This is a genomic window from Mesorhizobium sp. M1A.F.Ca.IN.020.06.1.1 (assembly GCF_004023265.1).
Lineage (GTDB): Bacteria > Pseudomonadota > Alphaproteobacteria > Rhizobiales > Rhizobiaceae > Mesorhizobium.
In genome coordinates this window covers 1-13,581 of the sequence record NZ_RZSR01000038.1, presented here as the reverse complement: position 1 = coordinate 13,581, position 13,581 = coordinate 1, and the positions used below count along the sequence as shown (strand labels likewise).

Here is a 13,581-nt window from a genome sequence, read left to right as displayed (position 1 = left end):
GGGCAAGGGGGATTTCAAGCAGGCACTCCAGGCCGGTGGGCCGGAAGTTCAATTCGACACTCCCCCTCAGCTCGTACTCCAAACTCTGCTGGATGAAAGTGGTTCCAAAATTTCTGCGGGATGGCTCTTCCACGGCCGGACCGCCGAGTTCCTTCCAGCTGATCGAAAGCATGCCCGGCTTCACCACGTTCCAGGAGACCTCGATGCGTCCGGTCTCGACGGAAAGCGCCCCATATTTGGCAGCGTTGCTGGCAAGCTCGAAGAAGACCATGCCGAGCGCCGCCGCCGTTGCCGCATCGAGATGAAACGGCGGCCCATGCAGGACCAGGTTCTGCCGTTCTGTGCTGTTGTAGGGAGAAAATGTCGCCCTGAGCAGCTGCTCGAGGTCGGCGTCGCCCCAATTATGGGAAGACAGGACCTCATGCGTGCGGGCCATCGCGTGCAGTCGCTCATGGAATGATGTCGCGAATTCCCCCATTGAGCTTGACGAGCGGATCATGCGCGAGGTCAGTGCGGTGATCGTGGCTAGGATGTTCTTCACACGATGCTGCAGCTCGTGCAGCAGCCTCTCCTGAGCGCGCTCGGCCTCCTTATGGTTCGAGACATCGACCAGGGCCGCAATAGCGCCCCGAACCCTGCCGGACTCGTCAAACAGCGGATTGGCCGACATCATCACGTCGATGCTTGAGCCGTCCGCCTGGGCGATTCGGGCTTCGTAGCCGGGGACGGGCTTGCCCGTTCGCATCGCCTTCTGCAGCGGCTGCTCGTGCGTTTCCACCACGGAGCCGTTCACCATCAGCGGCAGGACCGCCGGCACAGTGCTGAGCTTGCCGTCCGCGGCGCGCCGGCCGGCGAGCTCGGCGGCGCGGCGATTGGCGCGGATGGCATCGCCGTCGCCGTCCTCGGCGATGAAGATGCCGACAGGCACAAGGTCCAGAACAGTCTCCAGGCTTTCGAGGCGGTTGCGCAGGTCGTGCGACAGCGCGCCGATCTTTTCCTCCGCCTGCGCGATCTGGGTAATGTCGACGAAGGTGACGACGACGCCGGCGATGACATTGTCGACGGTACGATAGGGCATCACGCGCATGATGTATCGCTTGGCGCTTTCAATGACTTCCACCTGCCTTTCTATCGTCCCCAGCCGCTGCAGCACCTGCTCCATGTCTGCCTGCAGCCGGTCCGCGGCAAAGCGCGGCCGCACATGCGCGAGCGGCCGGCCGACATCGCTTTCGACCAGCCTGAACAGGTCCCGCGCCGTCGGCGTGAAGTTCTTGACGCAAAGATCGCGGTCGAGGAACACGGTCGCGATCTGCGTGCTCTCGAGCAGGTTGGACATGTCGTTGTTGGCGCGGCTGAGCTCGTCGACGCGGACGTTGAGCTCGGCATTGACGGTCTGCAGTTCCTCGTTGATCGATTGCAGCTCCTCCTTGGAGGTCTCCAACTCCTCGTTGGACGATTGCAGCTCCTCGTTGATAGAGGACAGTTCTTCGTTAGAGGATTTCAACTCCTCGTTGGAGGATTCTAGCTCCTCCGTCGTGATCTGCAGCCGTTCCCTGGTTTCCCGCAGCTCCTTTTCGAGCTGACTGACATTGGCGCTTTCGACATCGTCGGTCGTCTGGACAGGCTCATCCTCTGCCTCCGCCTTTATCCCGCCGATATCGCGGAAGACCAGCATGTAGAGCGGATCCGAATTGCCGTCGACCGGCAGCGGCTGCACGGCGAGGCTGATCGTCTGGCGTCCGCCATTGGTGCCGATGCTGATCTTGTTCTGCACCGCCATCTGTCCGGTGCTGACTGCCTTGTGAAGGGCAGCGCGCAGATCCATGCGCAGCCCGCGACGGGCCATGGAGAAGACGTTGTGGTCGGGCGCGCCGGCGGCAAGTTCCAGATATTTGCCTGTCCCGCCCGAGCTGTGCATCAATTCGCCGGCGGCGTTGACGACCACGTAGGCCGGAGCATAGCGCTCGACCAGGAAGCGTTCGGCAACTTCTTGCAGGGTTCCTGTCGTTGCCCGCGGGCGCGTGCTGGGAACAGCCTGCCTGGCGGCGGCGGCAAGTGGGAATTCCGGCAGGCGTTGCGCGGCGACCTCACTGCGCTTCTGGAAGATGCGGGTCGCCTTGTCGATGGTCGAGAACAGGCGCGCATGGCGCGTAACGTTCTCGGACGAGCCGAGGAAGAGATAGCCGTTATTGCGCAACGCATAATGGAAGATCGGGATGATCTTCTCCTGCAGCTCCGGCCCCATATAGATCAAGAGGTTGCGGCAGGCGATGAGGTCCAGCTTGGAAAACGGCGGGTCGCGCAACAGATTGTGCGCCGAGAACAGGCAGGCTTCCCGCAACTCGGCGGAAACACGATATGTGCCGTCCTCGCGCGAGAAGAATTCCTTCAGGCGCTTCGGCGTGATGTCGCTTGCGACGGTCGCCGGATAGCGGCCGGCGCGCGCCACTTCCAGCGCACGCTCGTCGATGTCGGTGGCGAAGATCTGCAGGTTGGGAGAAGCGGCGCCCCGCGGCGCGTTCTCCTTCAAAAGCATGGCGATCGAATAGGCTTCCTCTCCGGTGGCGCAGCCGGGCACCCAGGCCCTGATCGTCTCGTCCGGCTTGCGGCCCCCGAAAAGCTTCGGAATAACCAAGCTCTCTAGCGCATCGAAAGCCTGCGGGTCCCGGAAGAAGCTGGTCACGCCGATGAGCAGGTCCTGGAACAGAAGGTCGACCTGCTGCGGCTCGTCGCGCAGCCGCTCGTAGAAAGCCGTGGGATCGTCGACCTGCAGCACCTGCATGCGGCGTTGGATGCGCCGCAGGATGGTGTTGTCCTTGTAGCCGCTGAAATCATGGCCCGTGCGCGTACGCAACAGCCCCGTGATCCGCGAAAGCTGTTCGCCCACTTCGCGCTTGCGGCGGTCGCGTTCGCTTTCATCGCGGTTGGCGTGGCTGAAATAGCCGACGAGCTTCGCAGCCATCTCCTCGGCCGGCAGCACCATGTCAACCAGGCCGCTCTGCACGGCGCTGCGCATCATGCCATCATATTCGGCGCTCTGCTGCGCCAGCGTTAGGCCGCCATGTTCCTTTATTGCCCTGAGCCCGATCGTGCCGTCGCTGCCGGTTCCGGAAAGGATCAGCCCGGCCGCATCCTCCCCTTGATCCTGTGCCAGGGACGTGAAGAAATCGTCGATCGGCGTCCGCTTCGCGCGCGTGGCGGCCATCTTGGCCATGTTGAAACGCTGTCCCCGGATGGTCACCGAGACGCCCGGCGGGATGACGTAGATGTTGTTCGGCTCGACTTCCGCGCCTTCGACCGCGGTCTGCGTTTCGATCGCGGTGGAGCGCTGGATGATGCTCGCGAGCACACTCTCATGCTCGGCATCGAGGTGTTGGATCACGACATAGGCAAAGCCGCTGTCGGCCGGCACTTCCGGAAAGAACTTCTGCAACGCCGCGATGCCGCCGGCCGATGCGCCGATGCCGATGACAGGGAACAGCGCGGGCTCTCTCTCATCCTGGCGCGGGCTAGTCCGTGCCTTCCTTGTGCTTGCCTTCCTCGCCGCCTGCGCCATTGCCTGTTACCTGTGTCCGCCTGCTTTCCAGGATGCGCTCGATGACGGAGGCATCCGCTTCGTATTCCCTCGCCCGCTTGCCGAACTCGCTGGCGAGTTGGGAGCGATGTCGCGTCTTCTCCCGCTCCGCCATGCGCCGGGCAAACTCCGCCCGCTGCTGATGCGACCGCAGCAGGCTCCACAGGATCTCGTCCGCCTCGATCGCCTGCGCCTCCATGACCGCGTCTGCGGTGAAGGCATGCCCGGTATGGCACCGATAACGCAGCATGTCACCGTCTTCGATCTCCCACAGCGGCCCGTGGCATTCCGGGCATGTAAACACCGACAGTTCGCCAAGTCGATCTTCGTCTTTCATGGTCGAATGCTCCTGTGCCGCGATTGCGGCCTCCAGCCTGACCGTCGGTGGGGCCGGCAACGTTTCTCCGGCCGGCTCGGCCGCCAGCTTGCCCAGCAAGCCGCCGAGTTTGGCGGCGGGTTCGCAATGATCGATGTCGACATAACGCAGCGCGCTTTCCACCATGGAAGGCACCAGCGCGTCCTTGGGATGCTGGACCACCGCGAGGCCGCCGACCGCCTTGATTGCCCTCAGGCCGGCGGTGCCGTCGGAAAGCGCGCCCGACAGCAGCACGCCGACGACGCTTGCGCCGAAGCTCAGCGCCGCCGAGCGGAACAGCGGGTCTACCGCCGGCCGCGCGAGGTTTTCGCGCGGGCCGCGGCGCAGCATCATGTGATCGTCATGCAGAAGAAGATGGAAGCCGGGCGGCGCGACATAGATGTTTCCCATCTTGAAGGACTCGCCGTTCTTGGCGCCGGAGGCTTTCAGCGCTCCCGCACGGTCGAGGATTTCCGGCAGATAGCTGACCTGGCCGACATGGACCACGACGAACACGGCCGCCGGTAGATCGGCAGGCAGGTCGCTCACGATCGCTTTCAGGGGCTCAACCCCGCCAGCGGACGCCCCGATGACGATGATGGAGCGGTTGCGCGCCTTAGCTTGCCGCGAGCTTGTCTCGGCCTCGCGGGCAGGTGAGATCCGGTTTCGAAAGTCGGCCATGGCTCCCCTATCAGGTCGCCCCCAGCCCATAACACAATGGCCGAAGGCAGGACTCTGTTCCATGAGCCGCGCACGCAACCAACGCAACGATCACCGGGACCGCAACAGCACGAACGGGTCTCGGCCGAACATGGGGCGATGGGCTGCCGGCCTTGCTTCCCTCAGGCCTGCGCAAGGACCGGTCGCCTGCCCGGCTGTCAATCGAGCCCAGCGGAACTTTCCATGCCCCTCGCCCCGCCAGATTTGAAGGAACCAATAGCGCCGAGCATTTGTTTTCTCAGTTCAGGTTCGGCGGGTGGGCTCCGCAACAAAGGGAGATAGCCATGAAGGTCGGCAGTTGCATGACAAAGGACGTTGCCGTCGCGAATCCCGAACAGTCGATCCGCGAGGTGGCGCTGATGATGGGCAAGCTCGACGCCGGCGTCGTGCCTGTCGGTGAAAATGACCGGCTGGTGGGGATGATCACCGACCGGGACATGGTCATCCGCGGGATAGCGCTGGGCAAAGGTCCCGATACCAGGGTGCGCGATGTCATGAGCCAAGAGGTAAGATATTGCTTCGATGACGAAGACGTCGATCATGTTCTTGCTAACATGGGAGACTTGCAGGTGCGGCGGCTCCCGGTTCTGAACCGAGACAAACGGCTCGTTGGCATCATCTCCCTTGGAGACCTCGCAAGAAAGGGTGAGACACGGGAGGCGGGAGAGGCTTTGAGCGGCATTTCGGCGCCGGGCGGTGTTCATTCGCAGACCGCCCATTGATGACAACGACGACATCGGGGTCTGTTTGATCGTCGGTTGACGCCCGCCGGGCGTGACTGGGTTGCGGCGGCCACATCGCGGCTTCGCAACCTGATCACGTCCTGCGGACCGACAGGTGGCGACGATCCCTCTCAGGTTGTCAGCCTAAGCCAACGCTGTCTGGCCCAACGCCTGATCTCTTTAGGCAGAGGGTCGCGCGCAGTGTTGCGTTCTCCGGCGTTGCTTGACCGTCACCTCTCCGTCTTTCCGACCTCCGGCTTCATAACCCGCCTGAGGTCGGCCCGGCTTCCGCTGCTCACCGAATAGGCGCGCGTGATTTCGGCGCCGAACAGAAAGATTTGAGCCGAGTAATAGACCCATAGCAGCACCACCATCAGCGCGCCGGCGGCGCCATAGGAAGTGGCGATCGAACTGCTGCCGATGTACCAGCCGATCAGCGACTTGCCGATGGTGAAGAGAAGCGCGGTGACCAGCGCACCGACAGCGACATCGCGCCATTTGAGACTGCGGTCCGGCAGGACCTTGTAAATCGCCGCGAAGAGCAGCGCGATCAACGCGAACGAAACGATCGTATTGATCGAACTCACAATCAGTTCGCCGAACGGCAGGTGTTGGTTGATGACATCGGCCAACAGCGAGATGGCCGTGCTCGCCGCGAGCGACACGAGCAGCATGAAGCCGAGCGCGGCGACGAGACCAAGGCTCGCCGCCCTCGCCCGCACCAAACGCGAGAGCGACATGGCCCTTGGCTCGACCTTCCAGATCTCATTCAGCGACTGCTGCATCTCGCCAAAGACGCCGGAGGCTGTGATCAGGAGCGTCACCAGCCCGATAATGGTGGCAAGCGCGCCGGACCAGGGACGCGAAGCGGTCTCGATCGTCGCCTTCAAGAGGTCGGCGCTCTGCGGACCCATCACGCCCGATATCTGGGCCGAGAGCGCGAGCTGGGCGGCGTCCTTGCCGACGACGAGACCTGCGACCGCCACAACGATCAGAAGGATCGGCGCAAGAGAGGTGGTGGCATAGAAGGCAATCGCCGCCCCATGGCTCAGCGCGTTGTCATCCATATAACCGCTGACGCTTTCTTTCAGCAGAAGCCAGGCCTCCTGAAGCCAGCCGGTCCTTGATTTCCCGTCCTTTGCCATGCGCTCGACACCGAACTGAAGCGGGCCGGGTGGGACAAGAGCTCGACTGCCTTTTCGTTGGCCAGGATGTGAAGCCGGAAAAACCACCCTGTTCTCTTTGCCACCAGGTCCGGCTGACGCGGCCCGCAGAGGTCAATGACGCCGCGGGCGGGAGGTTCCGATCTATTCGCTTGCGGGGTCTTTTGGACATCGCGCTGGGCCTTCACGCCGCCGATGCCGTCGTGAACGCGACTGCGCGATCAGATCGAAGCTGGCGCTCGTTGAAGGCTAAAAGAATGCCCGGCCGAAACCGGGCAGGAGACTTTGTAGGAGCCGATGATGGGACATCCGGCCTCGCTAATGTATTCGCACCTTATGACGGACTCATGAAGGCCGCCATCCTCCAGGAACAAACCCCGGATTGGCGCGTATTGGCTGAACAGCCGGGTCCAGATGGGGGCACAATGTCAACTCGCAAGAAGCGCCACACCCAAAATGCATTCTCGCTTTGTGGAGACCTGATGTTGGCACCCGCTGTTGTCGCCATGCGCCTTCCGCTGATTGCTTTGGATGCAAGCAGCCGTGCCCCGAAAGGGATTGAGGCGATGCTTGCGGTTAACGAGAAGGCGCTCGCCTTCGCCGAAGGCATGGCGGCTGCACAATTGGTGATCTTAAGATCGGCTTTAAGGTTTTGGCCTGAAGTTCTATCCGGCCGGAGCCCGTCTTTTCTAAGCGGCGGTGCTCTGAAGGAGTCCATGGTCGCAGCACTCAAACCTGCCGGCCGCCGGGTCCGAACAAATTTCAACCGGCTCTCCAAACTGGGCTGATTGGGGCCAGATTGATGTTTGGGCCGAAGCGGTCGCGGACCGCCGGCAATCGAGCATGACGAGGCAGTCGAGGCAGCCGGCCGTGGCACACATGCCCGCGTCGATCGGCGCTTGTCCAGCCGCCATGTGGCGATTGAAGGCGAGCTCGGCCTTTTGGCTGAATTTGATTTATTAGTAGATGCGCATATACTCGTTTGCCGGCATCGTGTTCCCTAAGCCCCTGCCGGTCAAGGCCCGGTGGCCACCCCATAGCCACCCAAGGCTACCGGGCCACCTGCCCCGTCCTCTAGGCGCCCAAGGCTGCCCTGCAATCGCTCGCTATGGGCCAGCGAAATGGAAGACCCGGAACAACCCTCGTCGCTCCAAGTTCGGGTCGCTGTTTGGAGCGATCATGAAGACATACCGAGTTGAAGAGATGGCTGGCGACCAGGTGGTGGCTTATCACGTTGCCAATGCCCGTGCCCCTTGGGAGGCTGCTCAGAAAGTTACCGGCAAAGACGTCCTGGCGAGACGGGATGAACATTTCTGGGTGCGGGTGACCGATGAAGGAAACCGCGCAATTTATAAATATGCATTCAGGCTTGACGCACCGGACTGCCTTTGAGGCTCCGTCCGGTCGGGCCTGGGAAAGGGAGGCGGCGCATTCGGGTCCGGGCAATCGACGCTTGGCACCTTTCCGCAGGGTGATGCGGGATCATCGCCGGCATCAGCATACCGCTCTACGAGTTTTGCAAACCCGTAGGCGAAGGCGGCGAGAAGCGCCAGGACAACCGCTATTCGAACGGCCATTGGAGATTATACCCCGGTCGGCCTGCGGATAGTAATCACTACTGCTATCCCGGCGAGCCGCCGGCGAAGCTGAATTAGCCGGATCAGCAGAAGAGCCCGCCGCACCTCCTCCGCGGGCGGGCTCTTTGCGTCGGGGTCAACCCGACCAAGGCGCGCTCGACCGTCTCTGTTTGCCGGGAGCTGCGCCCAGAAAGCGAACTGCAGCGGCACAGAATTGTTCCAAGACAGACAAGAGAGCCCGCTCGCCTGAGGTCGAACGGGCTACGCCTCCGCGCGGCGCGGTGAACCTCGGCCGGAGACACACGCCGCGCGACCCAACCGGGACGATTGGCAGAATGATCGCTTCCGCCGATGCGACAGAAGTCCGAGAGGCTGACGCTTTGGTCCCCATGCTGAAACCTAAGCCTCGCTGCATCATTTGATAGAGCCGGTGAGGAAGTGCGTCACCTTCCTGGTCGGTAGCAGCTAGATAGATGCCCGCCATTTCCTGCCTGGAGTGACGGGCATCGTCCTTATTGGGACGTCGCGCCGTTCACGAGCGAGACGACGATCACGGCCGTAACGGCGGACAGGCGGTCACGCTTGACCAGGACGGGCTTTCATAGGTGCGCTTCATGGCGAATCCCCCTTGCTGAAGTTGGCTCGCCGATCTGGCTGAGGCAGCACCCGACCGTCATTTAAAAAAAGATGTAGGTCCGGAAGTAGCGACGGAGGGCCGAAGCACGAGGAAGCGGCGCTGATCGACGACAAGGCCCTACAGAGAAGGCCATACAAAAGAAAAGCCCGCCGACCAAAGCCGACGGGCCATCTTCCCTCAAAACTGTGCGCCCCTTTCCCAGATGGTCCGCCCGATTCCGGGAACCCCGCACAAGCGTTTCCTAATACAGTCGCCCCCAAAGGGCTGTAGCCCAGCGGCAACAATGACGAATATTCACAAGGGGCGGGCGGCAGGCAGTCCAGTCCGCTCAGATCGTTACCTCCCTAAAGGTAGCCTGGATAGCAAAACCAGTTCATTCTCGTCCACAATACCCGCCATGAAGTTGGCGATGATGCGAGAGGCCAGCGCCTCACGCTGCTCCGTAGTTTGGCCATCATATTTCAACCGGTCGAAGACGCGGGCCAGAAATTCCAGCTCTTCCGGATCGAAAATTTCCGCTTCCAGTGCTCTGTGGCGGATCGCCATGGCGGTGAACTCCTATTCGGGCCTGGCTCTGCCGGCAGGCTTGCGCATGCGAACCCCAATGGGGAAACTCGAATTTGATTTCAATATGGAACTCCCGTGAGCGTTCCCTTAGCCCGAGATCTAAAAGAAAGGCCCGCCCCTGATGGGAGCCAGGGAGCGGGCCTGCGGAGAATGGGAGGCTCCGCCCGGCGGCGTGCACAGATCGGGAGGGAATTGCGCCGCCGCGCCCCAAACCTCTTCGAATGCGAGGTGTTCCGCGATGGCGGAGCATTTTTCTTGGTGATCCGTTTGTCTCGGGCAGGAGGAGTGTTTCCGTACCGGTTGTCATCGGCATAGGCTTTGCCATCGTTCAAGCCTGCGCACGCTGACACACCCTCTGTTTCATTTCAGGACGGAATATGCTGGCATCAGCCTTGCAAATAGGATGATGCCGGTACCCTCCCGGGTCGGCACTCGTCGGGCTTGGGGCTGGGCTATGGGGCGGCGAGCCCGGCGAGTTCTCAATACGTTAGCAACTGCTTGTAGACATAGATGAACAGGCGGATAATCAGGCCACGCGCGTACGAGGAGCTTTGAGGGAATTCCAGCCATGCGACCGATCCTGCTGATCGTCGCCGCCCTTGCCGCGTTCTTCATCTGGGATGGCGTGGCGAACAAAGGCGCCTATCGAATTGCGCTGATGAAAACATAGACCAGTCCGAGCACTTCCCAGGTCTAGTGCGGGTTGGTTGAACCAATGATTTGAAAGCATTGTCGCTCCGGACGGAAGTCGGACATCCAAACGCATTGGTCCCAGTACTGAAACATTAAGCCCGTTCCGACATTTGGTAGAGCCGGCGGAATCCTTCAGTCGTCGGCGGAGAGAGGTCAGGTACCCGCCATACACTCCCCCGGGTGGCGGGTACCTGTTTGGGTTTTCAGCCGTCAAGCCGCCTTCGCGGTGCTGCTTCGCACGTGGCGGGTATTGACCAACAAGGACCAGAAAGCCCGTCGCGCAATGGCGCAAGCGCGACGGGCTTCTGTTGCTTACGGAGTAGAGCGGCCGCACCCTGAATGGGAGAAAACGAGTGCGGTCGCATGTTACCAACCCAACCGCACCGTTCGGGTTCCATCAGCCTGCTCGAATATTAGCGCCAGCTTGAAGCCATAATATTGGCTGCACTGATTCGGCTCGGCTTTATCCTTATGAATGCGTTCCGGCTATACAATCAGGGGTATATGCTCATTGGTCAGCCGGCGCCGTGTTGCGATTCCGAGCCCCCGCCGGTCAGGCCCGGCTCAATTCTGGCCTTTGTCGGCCAGAGAGCCGGGCCGCTCCGGACACCGGCGCGGTGTACGCCTTTTGGAGAACTACTTTCTTTGCAGACAGCAATTAAAGTATCTTGCAGGAAAGGAGTGCTAAAATGCCGAATGAGAGCAAAAGGCTTATTGAAAAGAATTCCGAAAAGCTTGTTTCAGAGGCCAACGCGCGCCGCGATTTTCTCAAGCAGGCTGGACGCTTTGCTGCGGTGACGCCTCCGGCCATTACATTGCTGCTCGGCACAAGCTTGAACTCCAAGGCGATTGCCAAATCGGGAGGAACACGTCCGGGCAATGGATGGGGTGACAAGAACCACGGTCACGTCGGTCCCAAGCCAAAGTTTTTTAGATCCGGCAACGGAGGGTCGCGGGGGGACAGCTATGGCGGCGGAGCCCATGGGGGCTCGAGGTCCGGCGATCCCAACTAGTGCCGTCGAGGAACGACCTCTTTCCGCTCTACTGAGGTTAGACGGGCCGGCGCATTGGTCGTGATGCTAGAAACAACTGGCCCGATGCATCATCTGGTAGGGCCGGCGAGGAAATGCGTCACCTTCTTCGTCGGCAGCAGTGAAATAGATGCCCGCCATTCCTGGAATGACGGGCATCTGTTGCGTCTCCAGCCGAGGGCACCAGGCTCGCTTTAGCGCACCTTCTCGAGTTCTTCCAACAGCTGGTCAGCGTCAGTTACACCGCGTCCAAAAAGGCTCATGACTTTGACCGCGACGTTTTCGCGCTCATCCTTGCGTTCGATCTTGTGACTGGAGCAGTAGTCACTCACCGCCTTGGCCAGAATGTTGACCTCTGCAGGTTCAACTATACCGCATCCCGCACTCTTGGGCGGGACAGCATTGCGATTGCTTCCACGCATCGTTTACCTCACCCCGATACGCCACAACGGGGAAAGGATACACCCAAAAAAAGTCAGCTACGAGTCAATTGGATCGGACTGAGGTCCCGGGCAAATAGCCGATTGCCTCCATGCTGCGCTACCGAGCAACGGCCGCCCACCGAACTTTTGTCCGGCGTCACTGCGCGGTCTGTGAATTTCGTCTCGGCAGGAGCCCTATCGGCTTGGTTCGCGCATGACATTATAGAGCAGCAGGCCGGCCAGTATCGACACGACTGCGCTTAGCATATCATCGCCGGTCAGCCCTGATGAATATGCGAAAGTTGATGCCAGCTCGGCCATCGTTCGACCCAAGGAGTGCGGGATTGCCCGAGGAGAACTTTTAGATGCCGCTAAAGTTCCTTGTGAGCGCTGGCGGGCTGTCTGCTCATGCCGCGAAGGTGTTTCGGGCTCGTATCGGGGGCAGTGTGAACGCCGTCAGAGACGGCACATTCATCTTCGGCCGGAAATCCCATTCCCAAGCGGAGGAACGCTAGACCCGTTGCCGTGACCCGCCAAGGTTAGACAACGGGCCTAGCTATCGGTTCGCTTCTCAAGTCGGTGACACTGTCGCCGCAAACCGAACCCAACTCCAAAGCCAGGGCAACGCCCGCCCAGTCATCTACGCAGTTCATTAGCAGGTCCGCAGTAACAAATGTTAATGGTGCACTGCTGGCTTGGCGAGAAAGGCGCCGCTGGAGGAAAGACTGACGCAAGCGACCTTGGCCCGTCGCAGCGCCCAAGGGATCCGCGCAACGGGCCAAGTAACCCGGCCTTCGGCTTTGTGGAGGCCGGTCCTCCCATCCTCCGCCGTGGCGGGCGGAGTGACGTTAATCCTGCACGAGCGAGCAGTCCGTTTTCGATAACTTTTGTTAGTCCCGCCTAAAATTGCCGCTTGCCGCGCCTGGAACATTCCTGCGCGGCCGCTGTTATTCCCTGCCGGAGGAACAAGCGATGGCAGACGACAAGAGCAAGCGTGGTGGCAGTGACCGCAACCGGGTATCAGCGGACGATGACTACGAAGTCCGGCATTTCGCCAACAAGGTCGGGCTGACGGCGCAACAGGTTCGCGATCTCATCAAACAGCACGGCAACGACCGGAAGACCTTGGAACGCGAGGCCGAAAAGCTTCGCGGATGACCAAGAGCTCCAACGCAGCGGCGATCGCCGGGATCCACGCCAAAATCATGAGCAGCGCAGCACGAGCCGCTTGAACTGGACGCTGAATAGCCGGTCAATCATCGTCATCGCTTGTTACGCGACGATATCGGAAGCGATTGCGGATGTGCGCGTTGAAAAAGCGGCCCTTGGCAAAGGCTGATCGGAATGCCGCGAACGTCTCCGGCGGCACCCCCTCGAACTCGTAGCGTTTCCCGCTGGTCACAAACCATACGGAAAGAGTCCCTTTGGCCGGATCGTATTTTGTTTTCTTGATCGAGGTGGACGGCATGGCGCGGCACCCGGTGGTCTGGCATAGAGCGAACGATCCGGCCGGCCTTTTGTTTCCGAAGCTAGTGAGTGAGAGCCAAGTCTCGCAGCCGACGCCGCCGTCCCAGATGCGGACGGGCAGCGGCAGCGCGAGCGCCGCATTCCATGGCATCGAAAAAGCCCGCAGACCGGAGCCTGCGGGCTGAGTATTCTGGAGGTTGGTACCTGAGTGCGCAAACCTGGCAACGTGCGCAGCAGGCATCCAATCAACAAAATCCGACAGCGACCGTTCCCTAAAATTCTGGACCTCGGCCACCGGTCCCAGCGAATGCGGGACAAATGTCGTACGGGCCAACTCAAAGGTCGGGGGCAGGAAACATCTTGCGAGAAATTTCATTGGGTCGCGACTGGCGAGGATGAGCCCCTGCCACCCTCGAGGTCATCTCAACAGACGGAGAGTTCGCAAAGGTTGCCAGGCAGGCCGAGCGGCTGGGCGATAGCAGGTAATGGCAAATCAGTCTGTTCATCGGCCCCCGCACTGTTCGAGGCTCTTATCCTCGGTCTGGCACTTAGATTGGAACCACGGAGGCAATTATGATCGAAATTTCCAACGCCTTGGCCACCAAGTTGACGGGTCTCCAAGAAAGGCTGCGGGCGGCCAACGTGAGCATGGA

11 protein-coding genes are annotated in these 13,581 nt (G+C 61.0%); 5 read left to right on the top strand and 6 right to left on the bottom strand.

Annotated elements, in window-relative coordinates:
• Together EOA60_RS03435 and EOA60_RS03430 are read right to left on the bottom strand one after the other, a co-directional pair.
• The coding region (locus tag EOA60_RS03435) for a CheR family methyltransferase (protein WP_128311067.1) at positions 1-3,556 on the bottom strand (3,556 nt) is incomplete at its 3' end.
• Positions 3,510-4,610 (bottom strand): chemotaxis protein CheB, encoded by a 1,101-nt coding sequence (locus EOA60_RS03430; protein ID WP_128293145.1) that lies wholly within the window; start codon positions 4,608-4,610, stop codon positions 3,510-3,512. The genes EOA60_RS03435 and EOA60_RS03430, both read right to left, overlap by 47 nt.
• Before the next feature lie 323 nt (positions 4,611-4,933).
• Between EOA60_RS03430 and EOA60_RS03425 the strand changes: the two genes are divergently transcribed.
• Positions 4,934-5,371: a CBS domain-containing protein gene (locus EOA60_RS03425; RefSeq protein WP_067320757.1), complete on the top strand. Its 438-nt coding sequence runs from the start codon at positions 4,934-4,936 to the stop codon at positions 5,369-5,371.
• A 230-nt stretch (positions 5,372-5,601) separates the two neighbouring features.
• Here the strand turns inward: EOA60_RS03425 and EOA60_RS03420 are convergent, their stop codons facing one another.
• Positions 5,602-6,516, bottom strand: coding sequence for a YihY/virulence factor BrkB family protein (locus EOA60_RS03420; RefSeq protein WP_127334769.1), 915 nt, complete (start codon positions 6,514-6,516; stop codon positions 5,602-5,604).
• A 365-nt stretch (positions 6,517-6,881) separates the two neighbouring features.
• Between EOA60_RS03420 and EOA60_RS03415 the strand changes: the two genes are divergently transcribed.
• Both EOA60_RS03415 and EOA60_RS03410 read left to right on the top strand, forming a co-directional pair.
• On the top strand, positions 6,882-7,322 hold the full coding sequence (locus EOA60_RS03415; RefSeq protein ID WP_245479148.1) for a hypothetical protein: 441 nt from the start codon (positions 6,882-6,884) through the stop codon (positions 7,320-7,322).
• Positions 7,323-7,713: 391 nt separating this feature from the next.
• Positions 7,714-7,926, top strand: coding sequence for a hypothetical protein (locus EOA60_RS03410; protein WP_095779495.1), 213 nt, complete (start codon positions 7,714-7,716; stop codon positions 7,924-7,926).
• 1,158 nt (positions 7,927-9,084) lie between these two features.
• Here EOA60_RS03410 and EOA60_RS03405 read toward each other — a convergent pair.
• Entirely contained in the window at positions 9,085-9,294 is a 210-nt protein-coding gene (locus EOA60_RS03405) for a hypothetical protein (RefSeq protein WP_095826181.1), read from the bottom strand.
• 1,403 nt (positions 9,295-10,697) lie between these two features.
• Between EOA60_RS03405 and EOA60_RS03400 the strand changes: the two genes are divergently transcribed.
• Positions 10,698-11,021: a hypothetical protein gene (locus EOA60_RS03400; RefSeq protein WP_245322511.1), complete on the top strand. Its 324-nt coding sequence runs from the start codon at positions 10,698-10,700 to the stop codon at positions 11,019-11,021.
• Positions 11,022-11,233: 212 nt separating this feature from the next.
• Here EOA60_RS03400 and EOA60_RS03395 read toward each other — a convergent pair whose 3' ends face one another.
• A complete protein-coding gene (locus EOA60_RS03395) occupies positions 11,234-11,461 on the bottom strand; it encodes a hypothetical protein (RefSeq protein ID WP_067320564.1) in 228 nt (75 codons plus the stop codon).
• A 972-nt stretch (positions 11,462-12,433) separates the two neighbouring features.
• Between EOA60_RS03395 and EOA60_RS03390 the strand changes: the two genes are divergently transcribed.
• Positions 12,434-12,619, top strand: coding sequence for a DUF3606 domain-containing protein (locus tag EOA60_RS03390; RefSeq protein ID WP_066994850.1), 186 nt, complete (start codon positions 12,434-12,436; stop codon positions 12,617-12,619).
• A gap of 94 nt (positions 12,620-12,713) precedes the next feature.
• On the opposite strand, the gene EOA60_RS38715 is transcribed toward EOA60_RS03390, so the two are convergent.
• Positions 12,714-13,304: a KTSC domain-containing protein gene (locus EOA60_RS38715; protein WP_245307390.1), complete on the bottom strand. Its 591-nt coding sequence runs from the start codon at positions 13,302-13,304 to the stop codon at positions 12,714-12,716.
• Positions 13,305-13,581: the final 277 nt, after the last annotated feature.

Excerpts from the sequence above, each read along its gene's own strand:
- EOA60_RS03390 (WP_066994850.1), top strand. The coding sequence starts at position 12,434 with ATGGCAGACGACAAGAGCAAGCGTGGTGGCAGTGACCGCAACCGGGTA.
- EOA60_RS03420 (WP_127334769.1), bottom strand. The coding sequence starts at position 6,516 with ATGGCAAAGGACGGGAAATCAAGGACCGGCTGGCTTCAGGAGGCCTGG.
- EOA60_RS03415 (WP_245479148.1), top strand. The coding sequence starts at position 6,882 with ATGAAGGCCGCCATCCTCCAGGAACAAACCCCGGATTGGCGCGTATTG.
- EOA60_RS03425 (WP_067320757.1), top strand. The coding sequence starts at position 4,934 with ATGAAGGTCGGCAGTTGCATGACAAAGGACGTTGCCGTCGCGAATCCC.
- EOA60_RS03430 (WP_128293145.1), bottom strand. The coding sequence starts at position 4,610 with ATGGCCGACTTTCGAAACCGGATCTCACCTGCCCGCGAGGCCGAGACA.
- EOA60_RS03405 (WP_095826181.1), bottom strand. The coding sequence starts at position 9,294 with ATGGCGATCCGCCACAGAGCACTGGAAGCGGAAATTTTCGATCCGGAA.
- EOA60_RS03400 (WP_245322511.1), top strand. The coding sequence starts at position 10,698 with ATGCCGAATGAGAGCAAAAGGCTTATTGAAAAGAATTCCGAAAAGCTT.
- EOA60_RS38715 (WP_245307390.1), bottom strand. The coding sequence starts at position 13,304 with ATGAAATTTCTCGCAAGATGTTTCCTGCCCCCGACCTTTGAGTTGGCC.
- EOA60_RS03410 (WP_095779495.1), top strand. The coding sequence starts at position 7,714 with ATGAAGACATACCGAGTTGAAGAGATGGCTGGCGACCAGGTGGTGGCT.
- EOA60_RS03395 (WP_067320564.1), bottom strand. The coding sequence starts at position 11,461 with ATGCGTGGAAGCAATCGCAATGCTGTCCCGCCCAAGAGTGCGGGATGC.